The 14332-nt window shown below is 59.2% G+C and carries 10 protein-coding genes and 1 pseudogene; 4 read left to right on the top strand and 7 right to left on the bottom strand.

Features of this window, described 5'->3' with window-relative positions:
* Positions 1-3998, top strand: a 3998-nt coding sequence (locus AC07VR_RS27720; RefSeq protein ID WP_495013153.1) for an RHS repeat-associated core domain-containing protein, incomplete at its 5' end; no start/stop codon positions are given.
* Here AC07VR_RS27720 and AC07VR_RS27715 read toward each other — a convergent pair.
* Positions 3979-4728 carry a response regulator gene (locus AC07VR_RS27715; RefSeq protein ID WP_495013152.1) on the bottom strand — a complete coding sequence of 250 codons (750 nt, stop codon included), beginning with the start codon at positions 4726-4728 and terminating at the stop codon, positions 3979-3981. The two genes, AC07VR_RS27720 and AC07VR_RS27715, sit on opposite strands and share 20 nt — an antisense overlap.
* A gap of 52 nt (positions 4729-4780) precedes the next feature.
* Positions 4781-5065, bottom strand: a complete 285-nt coding sequence (locus AC07VR_RS27710) for a helix-turn-helix transcriptional regulator (protein WP_495013151.1) — start codon at positions 5063-5065, stop codon at positions 4781-4783.
* Positions 5066-5544: 479 nt separating this feature from the next.
* On the opposite strand from AC07VR_RS27710, the pseudogene AC07VR_RS27705 reads away from it, so the two are divergent.
* The 3 genes and pseudogenes from AC07VR_RS27705 to AC07VR_RS27695 all read left to right on the top strand — a co-directional run.
* Positions 5545-6312, top strand: a pseudogene (locus AC07VR_RS27705) (MCP four helix bundle domain-containing protein); the annotation flags it as partial.
* Positions 6307-7170, top strand: a complete 864-nt coding sequence (locus AC07VR_RS27700) for a methyl-accepting chemotaxis protein (protein WP_494991719.1) — start codon at positions 6307-6309, stop codon at positions 7168-7170. The pseudogene AC07VR_RS27705 and the gene AC07VR_RS27700, both read left to right, overlap by 6 nt.
* Before the next feature lie 40 nt (positions 7171-7210).
* On the top strand, positions 7211-8401 hold the full coding sequence (locus tag AC07VR_RS27695; protein WP_495013150.1) for a pyridoxal phosphate-dependent aminotransferase: 1191 nt from the start codon (positions 7211-7213) through the stop codon (positions 8399-8401).
* Positions 8402-8711: 310 nt separating this feature from the next.
* Here the strand turns inward: AC07VR_RS27695 and AC07VR_RS27690 are convergent, their stop codons facing one another.
* The 5 genes from AC07VR_RS27690 to AC07VR_RS27670 all read right to left on the bottom strand — a co-directional run bounded on the left by AC07VR_RS27690 (position 8712) and on the right by AC07VR_RS27670 (position 14116).
* A complete protein-coding gene (locus AC07VR_RS27690; RefSeq protein ID WP_495013149.1) occupies positions 8712-9704 on the bottom strand; it encodes a 2-hydroxyacid dehydrogenase in 993 nt (330 codons plus the stop codon).
* A 21-nt stretch (positions 9705-9725) separates the two neighbouring features.
* A complete protein-coding gene (locus AC07VR_RS27685) occupies positions 9726-11024 on the bottom strand; it encodes an MFS transporter (RefSeq protein ID WP_495013148.1) in 1299 nt (432 codons plus the stop codon).
* 108 nt (positions 11025-11132) lie between these two features.
* A complete protein-coding gene (locus tag AC07VR_RS27680) occupies positions 11133-12128 on the bottom strand; it encodes a sugar kinase (RefSeq protein WP_495013147.1) in 996 nt (331 codons plus the stop codon).
* Positions 12121-12903 (bottom strand): sugar phosphate isomerase/epimerase family protein, encoded by a 783-nt coding sequence (locus AC07VR_RS27675; protein ID WP_495013146.1) that lies wholly within the window; start codon positions 12901-12903, stop codon positions 12121-12123. The genes AC07VR_RS27680 and AC07VR_RS27675 overlap by 8 nt, the downstream gene beginning before the upstream one ends.
* Positions 12904-13093: 190 nt before the next feature.
* Positions 13094-14116: a LacI family DNA-binding transcriptional regulator gene (locus AC07VR_RS27670; RefSeq protein WP_495013145.1), complete on the bottom strand. Its 1023-nt coding sequence runs from the start codon at positions 14114-14116 to the stop codon at positions 13094-13096.
* Between the last annotated feature and the right edge of the window lie 216 nt (positions 14117-14332).

Raw genomic sequence — 14332 nt, 5'->3', positions numbered from 1 at the left:
TGAGCGACCTGACCTGCCTCAAGAACGTCTACACCCCGACCGGCGGCCATGAAACCGTCAGCTATTCGGGCACGCCGCATTACTTCCCGGGCCTGACCGAGCGCAGCCTGCCTCGGGTGGACTCTCACAAACGCGATCCGGGTTTCGGCCAGCCGCCGATCGAAAGCCGTTATGAGTACGACAGGGACGATCACAACTTTCTGGGCTTTGGCAGCGGTGTGTCGTGGAGCGACGATGGCCTGGACAACCTCTACAAAGTAAGCCCTGGCTATCAATACGAAACCACCGAGATCCTCTGGGACGACGTCAGCAAGAAAAAGGTGCGTGAAACCCGGCGGGTCTTCAACCGCTTTCATCTGATGGTGCTGGAAGAGGTGACCCAAAAAGCCGCGCCCGGAAACGACGACACCCTGTTGGTGACCGAGACCGAGTACTACATCGATCCGCGGCTGGACTTCAAGGATCAGCCGGCGTATTGCCAACTGCCGAAAACCGTGACCCAGACCTGGCGCAACGTCAGCGCCACCGTGCCCCGGCACACCGAGGTGGTGAGCACCACCTATGACAACTTTGGCAACCTGCTGACCCAGGTCAACGCCAACGGCGTGACCGAAACCAGCACCTGGTACAACGCCGAGGGCGAAGACGGCTGCCCGGCCGACCCGCAAGGGTTCGTGCGCAACCTCAAGAGCAAGACCGTGACCCCGGCCCGCTCCGATTACGGCCGTGCACCGACCCTGCACACCCGCTATCGCTACGCCGAATATCAGGGCCTCACGGGCAGCGGCCCCTGGCTGGCGCTGAACGAAGAGACACTGCTTAACGACGCACAGGTTCTGCAACACAGCGCCTTCAGCTATATCGATGCTCCCGACAATGCGTTTGAGCACGGGCGCAAACTGCAAGACGCAGTGACCCTCAACGGCAAAACCACTACCACCGGTTATGCCTACAGCAAAACCCGAAACGCCCGGGCTGGAGAAACGGTGCTGCACACCGTCAATACCTTGAGCGGGTTTGACGACCAGAAAAAAGTCATCACGCTGGAGCACTCGCTACTCAACGGTGAGCCTCTGCTCAACCGTGACGACAACGATGTGGAAATCGCCTACGAATATGACCTGCTAGGCCGGGTGACCAAAGAAACCGTGGCCCCGGGCACCCCCTATGAGGCCAGCCGCACCTATACCTACACGCTCACCAACGATACGGGCCAACAGGCGATGCAAAGCGCCATGGACGTCAAGGGCGTCGAGACCATCACCTGGCTGGACGGACACAACCGGGTGCTCAGAGAAACCCGGCGCGATGCCGATGCCTTGGGCGGCAATCCGCAGGCGTTCCGTGAGACCTACCGTGCGACCTACAACCACCTTGAACAGATGACCAGCGAAACCGTTATCGACTGGGAAAGAGCAAAAGACGTTCCCTTGACCAGCCTCTTCAACTACGACGATTGGGGTGAGCAGCACAGTGTGATCCGACCCGATGGGGTCGAGGAACACGAGGTCAGCGATCCGATTGCCCGCACGACCACTCAATGGCTCGAAGGCATGGGTAAAACGGTCACGACCAATAACCTGTTCGACAAGCCCGACAGCGTCAAACGTATCGACCTGGGCGGTCAGGTGATCAGCGAGCATCTCTACCATTACGACGGTATTGGGCGTACCGCCGAAGAGTACGATGCTGCCGGCAACTGGACGCGTTATGAATACGACGCTTTCGACCGTATGACCAAAACCCTGTTGCCGGACAGCAATGAGGTCGAGCGCCAGTATGCCGGGCACAGCAGCGAAGACCTGCCGGTGAAGATCAGTGTCAACGGCACTGTATTGGGGGAACAAGTCTTCGATGGCCTGGACCGCATGATTGTTTCAATTACCGGCGGGCGTGAAAGTGTCTATACCTTCGATCCGGGGCAAAGCCAGCCCAAAAGCGTCAAGCGCCCCAGCGGCCTGGAAATCGGTTACGTCTACCGGCCGGAACTGGGCGAAGACCCGGAGCAACGGATTGCGCTGGAGAGTACCGCCATCTATACCTACGATGCTCAGAATGCTCGCCTGCTGAAGACTGAGGAAGAAGACGAATCGGGCATTAAACATAACCTTTTTCGCGAGTATTTCAGCACCGGTGAACTGAAAAGCGAACGCCGGGAGCAGACGGGCGAAGTGACGCACGTCATGCACTACGAATACAGCCGGCAAGCGCGGTTGATGAGTTATACCGATGTGCTCAATCAAACCCAGACCTACGAGTACGACCAATACGCCCGATTGAAAGCCACTGCGCTGGGTAATACCCGTTCGATATTCACCTATGACGATCTGGGGCAACTCAAGGGCATCGAAACGCTCGATGGCGCGCAGAAGCTGAAGATTGACCTTGAGTACGATGATTTTGGCCGGGAAGTACTGCGTACATTCGACCTGGGCGGCGGGGTGATCCAAACCCTGGCCCAGACCTACGATGAGGTCGACAGGCTGACTCAGCGTACGTTGATGCAAGGCGCCGAGACACTGCGAGATGAAATCTATATGTATGACTCGCGCGGACGTCTGGTCGAGTACAGCTGCAATGGCAGCCAGGCGCCTGAGGACCCGTACGGCAAGGTCATCAAGAGCCAGCTGTTCGGTTTCGATGCGCAAGACAATCTGGACTTCGTGGAAACCACGTTCGAGGGCGGACGCAACTCGAGCTACTACGAATACACAAACGAGGCCGATCCCTGCCAACTGACGGCGATCACCAATACCTTCCAGCCGGACTACCCGCAACGAATTGACTTCACCTACGACGCTGACGGCAATCTGTTGCAGGACGAAGTCGGTCGTCTCCTGGCCTATGACAGCCTGGGTCGTCTGACCAGCGTCAGCGCCTTGTCCGGCGAAACGGCCAATGACTATCACTATGACTCACTGGACACGTTGAACGGACGCAGTACGTCTGGCGGCAACGAACAGCGTTTCTACCAGAACGGCGAGCTGGCGAATCAGCTTCAGGGTTCCACCAACAGTACCTTCGTACGAGCCGACGGCATTGTGCTCGCCGAGCACCAGGCAGGTGCTGACCCAAAGTCGCTGTTGCTGGCCAGTGACGACAAGAACAGCGTGCTGTGTGAAGTCAGTCAGGATGCTCGCAAGGACATCGCTTACTCGCCGTACGGCCATCGCGCGGATGAAGCGTCGGTGAGCAGCCATTTGGGTTACAACGGCGAACTGCGCGAAACGCGAACCGGTTGGTATTTGCTGGGTAATGGCTATCGGGCGTTCAATCCGGTGTTGATGCGGTTTCACAGCCCGGACAGTTGGAGTCCGTTTGGGGATGGGGGGTTGAATGCGTATATGTACTGTCTGGGGAATCCGGTTAAATTTAAGGACCCGACGGGGCATATGGGCTGGATTAAACAAGCTTTAGCTGAAGCAGGAACAGAAATTGCAGGCACAGGTGCAGCTCGAACGGTTTCTCGAACGGCGCAGAGCAGCACTGTAACGACGCAAGTTGCGAGGGTGGTTACAAGCTCAAGTCAGGCCGCAACCAGCACAGGTAAACTAGCTAGCAGCCAAACCGATACGGTAGCCAAAAGCGTCAGTAAGAGTGTCCCGAGTGCATCGGCTTACAACGTCATTGAAAGCATTCCTCAGCCCAGCACCTCGGCCCGGGCCCCAAAACCTGGATCTACCCAGCGCTGGGTAAACAACTCGAATTTCGAAAGTAGTCCTGTCTACTCAAAAGCTGAAGCGGCTCCACCCGTTAACGGTAGTGGATATATCGACCAATCAAGACGAGGGCAAATGCCTCTTCCTGGCTCATCCAGGTCGGCACCTAAACCAGTACCACCAAAACCTGCTGCACCTAACCCCAATCAGAAGCGAATAGATGAATTAGAAATGAATATATATAATGAGGAGAATCAGCGCCGCGATTACATGGTTGATTATAAGAAAATAGAAAAATGGAAAAAAGAACAAGCTAATCTCATCCGCACAACCCACTAAATCGCGCAAACTCCACCAACGCACTGTCATGGCCAAGTCCCAACTTGTCCATGGCAGTGCGTTTTTGTCGGCTGATGGTTTTTTCGCTGCGGTTCAGTTGTGCGGCGATCTGCCGGCCGGACAAGCCCTGGACGAACAGGCGCACCACTTCCATTTCTCGTTCGGAAAGGCTGACCCGCGGCGCGTCAGTACTTGCGCGGGGCAAGGTCTGGGCTTCGAGAATCTCTGCAAAAGAAGGGCTGAGATAGCGACGGCCCTTGGTCACGCTCTGCACCGCCTGTTTCAGTTCGCTCAACGGGCTGCGTTTGTCGAACAAGCCGCACACGCCAGTATTGAGCAAGGCTTGCAACAGAGAAGGGTTGCGCAACATGGTCATCACAATCAGCGGTACATGGCCGAAATGACGCTTCAGATAGCCCATTAACGCCAGCCCATCGGGAAAGCGCCCGTAAGGCATCGAATAGTCGCTGACCAGAATGTCACAGGGTGTGCGCTCCAGTCGGTCGATCAGTTCATCGGCATTTTGCGCCTCGGCGACAATGGCATACGAGGTATGGGTAATGGGGCAAAGGGCCATTCTGGCGCCCATCAGCACCACGGGGTGGTCGTCGGCGAGGATGATGCGCTGGGGCCTTGGGTTGCAATGCCGGCGCGATACGAGGGCATCGTCGCCGGCATTGCCGAGGAATTGACTCTTGGATGTGGGCAGGGGCGTAGGTGCCGGGTTCATGCAATGTCTCTGTGTGGGCCATTGGCGCGCCGTACACCGCGGCCAGCCCGGTTCAAGGCAAATGGATCAAGCCTTGTTCCAGCGCCTTGACCACTGCGGTCCAACGCGAATTCACGCCGAATTTGCGGCGAATGTTGCAGAAGTGGTAATTCACGCCGGCTTCGCTGCAGCAGAAGATCTGGCCGATTTCCCAGGAAGATTTGCCTCTGGCACTCCATTGCAGGACTTCTTTTTCTCTTTTGGTGAGTGTTATGCCTTCCAGGTGCTCGGTTCCCACTGGGTGAAGAGGGGACTGGGTAACGGAGGACCGGGCGGTGATCGGGTTCGAACGGTGCATGAAAGACTCTCCCATTTATCCATCTATGATGTGGGCGCAACGGATCCTTCCTACTTCAAACGGGCGTGGTTCGCGCGACCGGCTTACAGACACCTGTTTCGGTGCTGTGGGCTCGGGCTAGTTATAAACGGATTCAACGACCTTGGAACCTGTAAGAACTAACAGGTGCGGCACTTTAATTCAGAGGTCAAAGGCGTTTCTGTCATCCACTGACATTGATTCAAGTAGGCATATTCACCGCGTAGGCGCGACGAAGCGCCTGCTATGGAGTCAGGATTCCTTCGCCTGCACCGCTCGTCGCTTTTTGAGGAATATTTCAGGGCCGGCCGCATAAAACCTCAAACCCTGCCGATATCGGTGACAGGTCCACACAAAACACCCCAAGAGTGGCGCCCAACTGTCCGGTGAAGCACGGTCCCGTGCCTGGCAGTCTCTAGCGCAAGGATGCTCGCAGCCCTACATCTTCCGAGAGCCATCCTATGTCCCTACGAAATATGAATATCGCGCCTCGAGCCTTCCTCGGTTTTGCCTTCATTGCGTTGCTTGTTGTCGTTTTGGGCGTGTTCGCGGTGAGTCGCATGACGATCATCCGCCAGGCATCGGTTGACATGGAAAGCAACCAGCTGCCCAGCGTGAGTTACCTGGGGAGCATCACGGAAAACGTATTGCGTCTGCGCATTTTGTCGTTCCGGGTGCTGGTCAACCGTGAGGCGGCCGGTCTGCAGGAAGCTGAAACACGTATCGTCATACTGATGGACAAGGTCAGGCAGGCACAATCGAGCTACGCGGCATTGCCCGCGGGAGGCGAAGAAGCGGCGCTGTATAAGAGCTTTACAGTGACCCTGGACAGTTATCTGCAAGCGCAGAACCAGATGATGGAGTTCTCGCGCCAGAACAAAGTCGATGAGATGCGCACCTTGATCAATACCCGAATCAAGGACGGCACCGACCAGATGGGCGAGCAGCTCAACAAACTCATCGCAATCAACAGAGCCGATGCCACAAGAGCCAATACCGAGGCCGGTGACCAATATGACACTGCCAAGCACGGGATCATCGGTGTTTCAGTGGTCGCGGCGCTGATTACCGTGTTGTTGGCCTGGTTGCTCACCCGCAGCATTGTCACGCCGTTGAACAAGGCGGTCGAAGCCGCCGAAATCATTGCCGGCGGCAACCTGACCAAACCGATCATCGTCGATGGTAACGACGAACCGGCGCGCCTGCTCAGTGCCTTGTCTACCATGCAGGCCAATCTGCGCAAGACCATCGAGCAGATTGCCGGCTCGGCGACGCAACTCGGATCGGCCGCTGAAGAGCTCAGCGCGGTCACCGAGGAAGCGTCCCACGGCCTGCAACAGCAAAACAACGAAATCGAACAAGCAGCGACCGCCGTCAACGAAATGACCGCCGCGGTGGAGGAAGTGGCGCGCAATGCGGTCTCCACCTCCGAGGCGTCCAACCAGTCGACCCAGGCGGCCCGCGAAGGTCGTGACCGGGTGGTGGAAACCGTCGGTGCGATCCAGACCATGACTCAGGATGTGCAAACCACCTCGGCGATGATCGAAGGCCTGGCCGTGCAGGGCCGTGACATCGGCAAGGTACTGGACGTGATCCGGGCGATTGCCGAGCAGACCAACTTGCTGGCGCTCAACGCTGCTATTGAAGCCGCTCGTGCCGGTGAAGCCGGTCGTGGTTTCGCGGTGGTGGCTGATGAAGTTCGCGCGCTGGCCCATCGCACGGCGCAATCGACCCAGGAAATCGAAAAAATGGTCGCTGGCATCCAGAACGGTACTGGCCAGGCGGTCGAGTCCATGCAGCAAAGCAATCAACGCACTCAAAGTACCCTGGAGATGGCCCGCGCTGCCGGCGTTGCCCTGGAGCAGATCACCCAGTCGATCCACCTGATCAACGAACGCAACCTGGTGATCGCCAGCGCCTCGGAAGAACAGGCGCAAGTTTCGCGGGAAGTGGACCGCAACCTGGTAAACATCCGTGACCTGGCCAGCCAGTCCTCTGCCGGTGCCAACCAGACCAGCGCCGCCAGCCATGAGCTGTCGCGACTGGCGGTGGATTTGAATGCAATGGTGGCGCGGTTTGTGATTTAAGTTAGGGTTTAGGCTGGAGCTCGCGCAACAGGAGAGAGACATGCGCTATTCAGCCTTGACCCAACGTATTGCCGGCGACGGAGCAGCGGCCTGGCAGATTCACTACCGAGCACTTGAATTGCTGGAGCAGGGCGCCGATGTGTTGCTGTTATCGGTCGGCGACCCGGACTTCGACACCCCCAAACCGATTGTCCAGGCCGCCATCGACAGCCTGTTGGCCGGCGATACCCATTACTCGGAGGTGCGTGGCAACCGCTCGCTGCGCAACAGCATCGCCCGGCGCCATGTCCGGCGCAGTGGTCAGGCGATTGAGGCCGATCACGTCGTGGTATTGCCGGGAGCGCAATGTGCGGTGTACTCGGTCGCGCAATGCCTGCTGGATCCGGGCGACGAGGTGATTGTCGCCGAACCGATGTATGTGACCTACGAAGGTGTATTCGGCGCCTGCGGGGCCAAGGTGGTTCCGGTGGCGGTGCGTCCGGAGAATGGCTTTCGCGTTGATCCGGCGGACGTCGCGGCGCTGATCACGCCCAGGACCCGGGCGATGTTGCTCAACAGTCCGAACAACCCATCGGGAGCAAGCCTGTCGCTGCCAATCTGGCAGGCACTGGCGCGGCTGTGCATTGAGCACGATTTGTGGCTGATCAGCGACGAGGTCTACAGCGACCTGTTGTACGAAGGCGAGCACATCAGCCCGGCGAGCCTGCCGGGCATGGCCGAGCGCACGGCGACCCTTAACAGTCTGTCCAAATCCCACGCCATGAGCGGCTGGCGGGTCGGCTGGGTGATCGGCCCAAAGCCTCTGACGGAACACCTGATCCATCTGTCGCTGTGCATGCTGTTCGGCTTGCCGGATTTCGTTCAGAAGGCGGCTGAAGTCGCCCTTGATGCCGATTTGCCGGAGCTTGCGCAGATGCGTGACGAGTATCGCCGGCGTCGGGATCTGGTCTGTGCACGCCTGGCCGATTGCCCGGGTATCACTGCCGTGACGCCCGACGGGGGTATGTTTGTGATGGTCGATGTTCGTGAAACAGGGCTTGGCGCCCAGGTATTTGCCGAGCGCCTGCTGGAGGGATATGGCGTCTCGGTGCTCGCCGGCGAGGCGTTCGGCCCCAGCGCGGCGGGGCATATCCGGATTGGCCTGGTGGTGGATCAGCGGCGCCTGGCCGAGGCGTGTCGGCGGATCGTGCGGTGTGTGGCGGATTTGCAGGAACAGCGGCCGTCGGCATGATCATCGTGCGGGCACCCGTAGCAGCTGCCGAAGGCTGCGTTCGGCTCGGGCCGCGTTCGGACGCAGCAGTCGTAAGATCAGGCACTGCGGTTTTTCAGATTAACCGTGCAAGCAGGATTTACGACCGCTACGCGGCCGAACGCAGGCTTCGCCAGCTGCTACGGATCGCGTAACACCTGATGTCAGAGCGCCTGCTTGAGGGATACGGTGTATCGGTGGATCGTGCGGTGTGCGGCGGACTTACTGGAACAGCGGCCGTCGGCTTGATTCAGATCGTTCCCATGCGGGAGCGTGGGAACGATCATATCGGTCAGAGCACCTTCAATCGCCTCTCCCACGCCGATCCATTCACCAGGTTCGCCGGCCGCTCGCCGGCCAGTGCCGCCAGCAGATTGTCCACCGCGCAACGGGCCATGGCCTCGCGGGTTTCATGGGTGGCGGAGCCAATGTGCGGCGTCGCCACCACGTTGTTCAGCTGTAACAGCGGCGAGTCGTGTCCCAGTGGTTCGCGCTCGAACACATCCAGCCCGGCCGCGCGGATCTGCCGCTGTTGCAGCGCCTCGATCAGCGCGGCTTCATTAACCACCTTGCCCCGGGAAATGTTGATGAAGATGCTTTCCGGGCGCATCAGCGCAAACTGCTCAGCGCCGATCAGACCTTCGGTTTCGGCCGTCAGTGGCAAGGTCAGGCAAATGAAATCAGCTTGCTGCAATAACTGCGCAAGGCTGCGGTACTGCGCATTGAAGCGCTTCTCCACTGCCGGTTTCGGTGAATGACTGTGATAAATGACCGGCATGCCAAAGCCGAAATGCCCACGTTGAGCCAGCGCCTCACCGATTCGCCCCATGCCGATGATGCCAAGGGTTTTGCCATGTACGTCGCTGCCAAAATGCATCGGCCCGATGTTTTGATTCCATTGCCCGGCGCGGACCAGATTGGCCAGCTCGACCACTCGCCGGGCCGTTGCCAGGATCAAGGCGAAGCCTGTATCGGCGGTGGTTTCGGTCAACACATCCGGGGTGTTGCTGAGCAGAATGTTGCGCCGTGTCAGGTAGTCGATGTCGTAGTTGTCGACGCCCACCGAGACGCTGGCGACGGCTTCCAGCTGTGGCGCCAGATCGAGCAAGTCGGCATCGAGACGCAGGCTGGCCCCGAGTAAACCCTGGGCACTGGGCAAGGCATCGCGCAGACGCATCAAACCGTCGCTGTCCAGCTTGTCGATCAGGGTTACCTGTGCCTGTTCATGCAAACGGGCCATCAGTTCTGGCGAGAGTTTCTTGTAGAGGACGACGTGCTTTTTCATCGTGTTCACCTTCAGTTCAATTCAGGAGTGTGCGGCCAGAGGACGTCTTGGCGAGACCTTGGGCTGCGCCCGGTCACTGGCTCCCGGTTTGAGGAAAATCGTCAGCACTACCGACAGCAGCAACGCGCCGCTCATCAACAGATAGGAAGCACCGGGCGAACCGGTGGAGCTGTTCAGGTAACCGACCAGATAAGAGCCGCCGAAAGAACCAAGGGCGCCCATGCTGTTGATCAAGGCCATGGCGCCACCGGCAACGTTGGCCGGGAGGATTTCCGGGACGATGGCGAAAAACGGTCCATAAGGTGCGTACATGCAGGCCCCGGCGATTACCAATAAGGTGTATGACCACCAGAAATGTTCGGCGCCCAGGGCGTAGGAGCCATAGAACGCCACGGAAGCGATCAGCAGCGGCGGCCAGACGAAGCGCTTGCGCCGTTGAATTTTGTCCGAGCCCCACGACACCACGAGCATCGCAATCACCGCGGCCAGATAAGGCAGCGCCGACAGCCAGCCGGCCTCGATCATATCCATCTGTGCCGCGTGCTTGAGAATCGACGGCAGCCACAGCACGAAACCATAGACACCAATGCTCCAGCAGAAAAACTGCAGCGCGAGGATGATCACCTTCGGCGAACGGAAGGCCTCGGCGTAGTTTTTCACCGCTTTGATCCCGACCTGTTCGGCGGCCAGCGCACTGTGCAGGTCCTGCTTTTCGGTATCGCTGAGCCACGTGGCCTGGGCCGGACGATCATCGGCCAGACGCCACCAGATAAATGCCCAGAGCACCGCCGGCAGGCCCTCGATGATGAACATCCAGCGCCAGCTGAAGTGCTGTACAAGATAGCCGGACACCACCGACATCCAGAGCATGGTCACCGGGTTGCCGAGGATCAGAAAGGTGTTGGCCCGCGAGCGTTCGGCGCGGGTGAACCAGTGGCAGAGATAAACCAGCATCGCCGGCATCACCGCCGCTTCGACCACCCCGAGCAAGAAGCGGATGGCGATCAACATATAAGCGTTGGAGACGATCCCGGTCAGTGTCGCCAGGGCGCCCCAGAGAATCAGGCTGACGAAAATCAGCTTCTTCACGCTGTGCTTCTGCGCGTAGATCGCCCCCGGTATCTGGAAGAAAAAATAGCCGAGGAAAAACAGTGCGCCGAGCAACGACGAGAGTCCCGGTGTGATCATCAGGTCGGCGGCCATCCCGGAGGCCGCGGCAAAGCCGTAATTGGCCCGGTCCAGATACGCCAGGCTATAGGTGATGAACACAATGGGCATGATGTACCACCAGCGGCGGGTGGCGAGTTTGGACGTTTGCATGATGGTGCTCCTGAGCTTGTTGTTTTTGTCGCAGCAGGTAACGGGTAAACGGTGAATCAGAGATCGTTCCCACGCTCTGCGTGGGAATGCATCCCGTGACGCTCTGCGTCACAAGAGCGGACGCGGAGCGTCCAGAGAGGCGTTACCACGCAGAGCGTGGGAACGATCATCAAGGGCAATTGATAATTCGGCACGTGTCGGCAATCCCTCCATATCCCCGCGGCTCTGCACCGCACGACTGCCAATCCAGTTGGCGCGTTGCACCGCGTCGCTAAAGCTGTCGTTCTCCAACAGCGCGCTGATAAGGCCCACCGCAAAACCATCACCGGCACCGACGGTATCGACGACGTTTTCAACCGGCACGGCCTCGACAAACCCCTGATTCTGATGAGTACGGTAGTAAGCGCCGTGAGCGCCGAGCTTGATCGCCACCGCTTCGGCGCCGTGGTCCAGATAGAACGCGGCAATGTCGGCCGGGTCTTCGAAACCGGTGAGCAAGCGGCCTTCACTCAAACCCGGCAATACCCAATGGGCGAGGGCGGCCAGCTTGTTTATTTCAGTGATCATCTGTTGTTCGCTGGCCCACAAGGCCGGCCGCAAGTTGGGATCGAAGGAAACACTGCGCCCGGCCGCACGCATTTGCGTCATCAGCTCGCGAGACAGTTCGCGGGCCGTGGCCGACAACGCCGGCGGAATGCCCGTCGCATGCAGGTGACGGGCTTGCAGCAGTTGCGGACGGATCGCTTCGATCGACAGATGACTGGCGGCCGAGCCCCGGCGGAAGTACTCCACTTGCGGATCACGGCCGTCATCTTCGCGGGATTTGAATTGAAAACCGGTCGGGTGCAGCGGATCGACTTCGACATGGGCGCAGTTGATACCCTCGGCTTGCAGCGTATCGACCACAAAACGCCCCAGGGAATCAGCGCCGACCCGGCTCAGCCAGGCCACGTTGAACCCCAGCCGCGACAGGCCGATGGCGACGTTGCTGTCAGCCCCGGCGATACGTTTGTGAAAGTGCCCGACCTGCGCCAGTTCACCGGTTTGCTCGGCGACGAACATGGCCATGGTTTCGCCGAACGACAGAATCTCGATCTCAGACATGGGCGCTCTCCAGCCGTGATTGACCCAGTCGGGCCAGGACAGCGACATGCTCGGTGGTCAATTGCAGCAAGTTATCGGCTTGCAACGGGTATTCCGCCGCCCGGGTTACGCCTTGGGTCATGTGCTGCAGCAGCTGCTCCCATAGATGCAGGTCGCCGGGGCCGGGCGGTATCGCCACCAGTTTGCTGTCGGCCCTGCGCGTGACAGCCTTGCAATGCACGTAACCTACATGGCGGCCCAGCAAGCGTGCGGCGGTGGCGGCTGATTGGTCCTGCCATTGCCAGTTGCCAATGTCGAAGGTCATCTGCACCGGCAGCTTGTGTTGCTCGACCTGAGCGAAGAACCGTTGGAGCGGCTCGATGCGTCCGCCCTGTAAGGTCTGATCGTTTTCCACCAGCAACTGGACCGGATGCTGTGCCAGGCAGGACGCAAGGCTGTGCAGGTCGTTGTTGTCGGTGAAGTAACCCAAGGACACTTTCAGCCATCGTGCGCCGAAGGACTGTGCCCGTTTCAGGGTCGCGGCCAGTAGTGGGTTGGGTTGCGACTGCCCGGCCACCCAGAGTTCCAGCGGCGAAGAAAACACCGCCTCAAGTCCCTGTTGTTCGATGGCTCGGGTCAGTTCGCGCGGGTCTTCGGCGGTGAGCAGTTCTTCACGCCACTCGATGCGCCTGGCTCCGGCGCTGGCCAGCAACTCGACGAATGCCAGTTGCCCGCGTTGCCGAACCAGCTCGGCGCCGTAGCTGGAAAGGCTGATGGAAACGGGTGATTTATTCATGGTTATTGACCTCTGAAACCGGTTTCATTTTTTGTGCAAAAAAAGGTTCAAAAAAATTTGAATGATGCTGATCGGATATTTGTGTTGTCTGTGAGGGCCTCTTCGCGAGCAAGCTCGCTCCTACAAGGACAGCGCTGAACCTGTAGGAGCAGCCGGTCGACGCTCGATTGCTCGCGAAGAGGCCTGTCAGTCAGCAAACCCCTCGCGTCGACCCACGAACAATCAACTGCGCCGGATAATCCAGCGTCCGTACGGGCCCGTCATCCCCGCGCAATCGCTTGAGCAAACAATCAAATGCACTGGCGCCGATGGCTTCGGTGGGCTGGGCGAGGGCGGTGATTCCGCTGCCCACCAGCGGGTACCAGTCCAGATCATCCAGGGCGATCAAACCCACATCCTCGAACAGTCCGCAACCCAGCTCACGCAGCGCGCGGGTACTGGCCAGCGCGGCAATGCCGTTGGCGCAGAACAGGGCTTTCGGGCCGGGGCCGGGCGTGGCGAGAAAGGCTTGCAGGCGTGCGGTCAGCTCGGCACCGGTCTCGACAACCCTGCCGAGCAGGGCCGGGCGCTGCGCGATCTCGCCGGTGAAGCTGCTGACCCGTTCGATCCGCGAGCTGGTGCCGTCATAGGGTTCGCTGACCATCAATACGTCGCGATAACCTTGTTGTTCAAGGTGCGTGAGGGCGGTGTGGACTGCGGCGGGGTTATTCAGGCCGACCAGATCGCTGTGCAACTGGTCGACCTTGCGATCCACCAGCACCATGGGCATTTCATCGTGCAGTTCGCGTAATTGATCCAGGTGATGGCCGAGGGTGTTCACGATCAGGCCTTCGATGTTGTAGGAGCGCAACGCCGCCAAATGCTGACGTTCCTGCTCGTCATCGCGGTCGGTGTTGCACACCACAAGGCTGTAGCCGTGCTGACGGCAGGCGGTTTCCACGCCATGCATCACGGCAATCGAATAAGGGTTACGGATATCGGCCACCAGCATGCCGATCAGGCGGGTGCGCCCGCGTTTCAGTCCTCGGGCCATCTGGTTCGGGCGATAACCCAGCTCGCTGATCGCCTGTTCGATGCGCAAGGCAATGGCATCGGAGAGCAAGGCGCGGTCTTCGCCGATAAAGCGCGACACGCTGGCCTTGGAGACCCTGGCGCGTTCGGCGACATCGAGCATGGTGACGCGGCTGCGTTGGGCGGCGGAAAAACTGTTCACGGTGTACGACCTTCTTATTGGAATTATTGGGAAGCAGCGGTCATGAGACTTCGCTGAAACCGGTTTCAGAAGACACCAGAACCTGATAGGTCGTCAAGAGGGGGAAGGAAAGGAATGAAAAAATTGTGGCGGTGGCGAGGGGGCAAGCCCCAATGCCCTATAGGAGCACAATGTTGTTCAGTTAAGCGAACGCAGCTTTTTGTAGGAGCAGCCGGT

Source organism: Pseudomonas sp. GW821-FHT02H09 (genome assembly GCF_059421425.1).
This window is presented reverse-complemented; position numbering and strand designations above follow the sequence as displayed.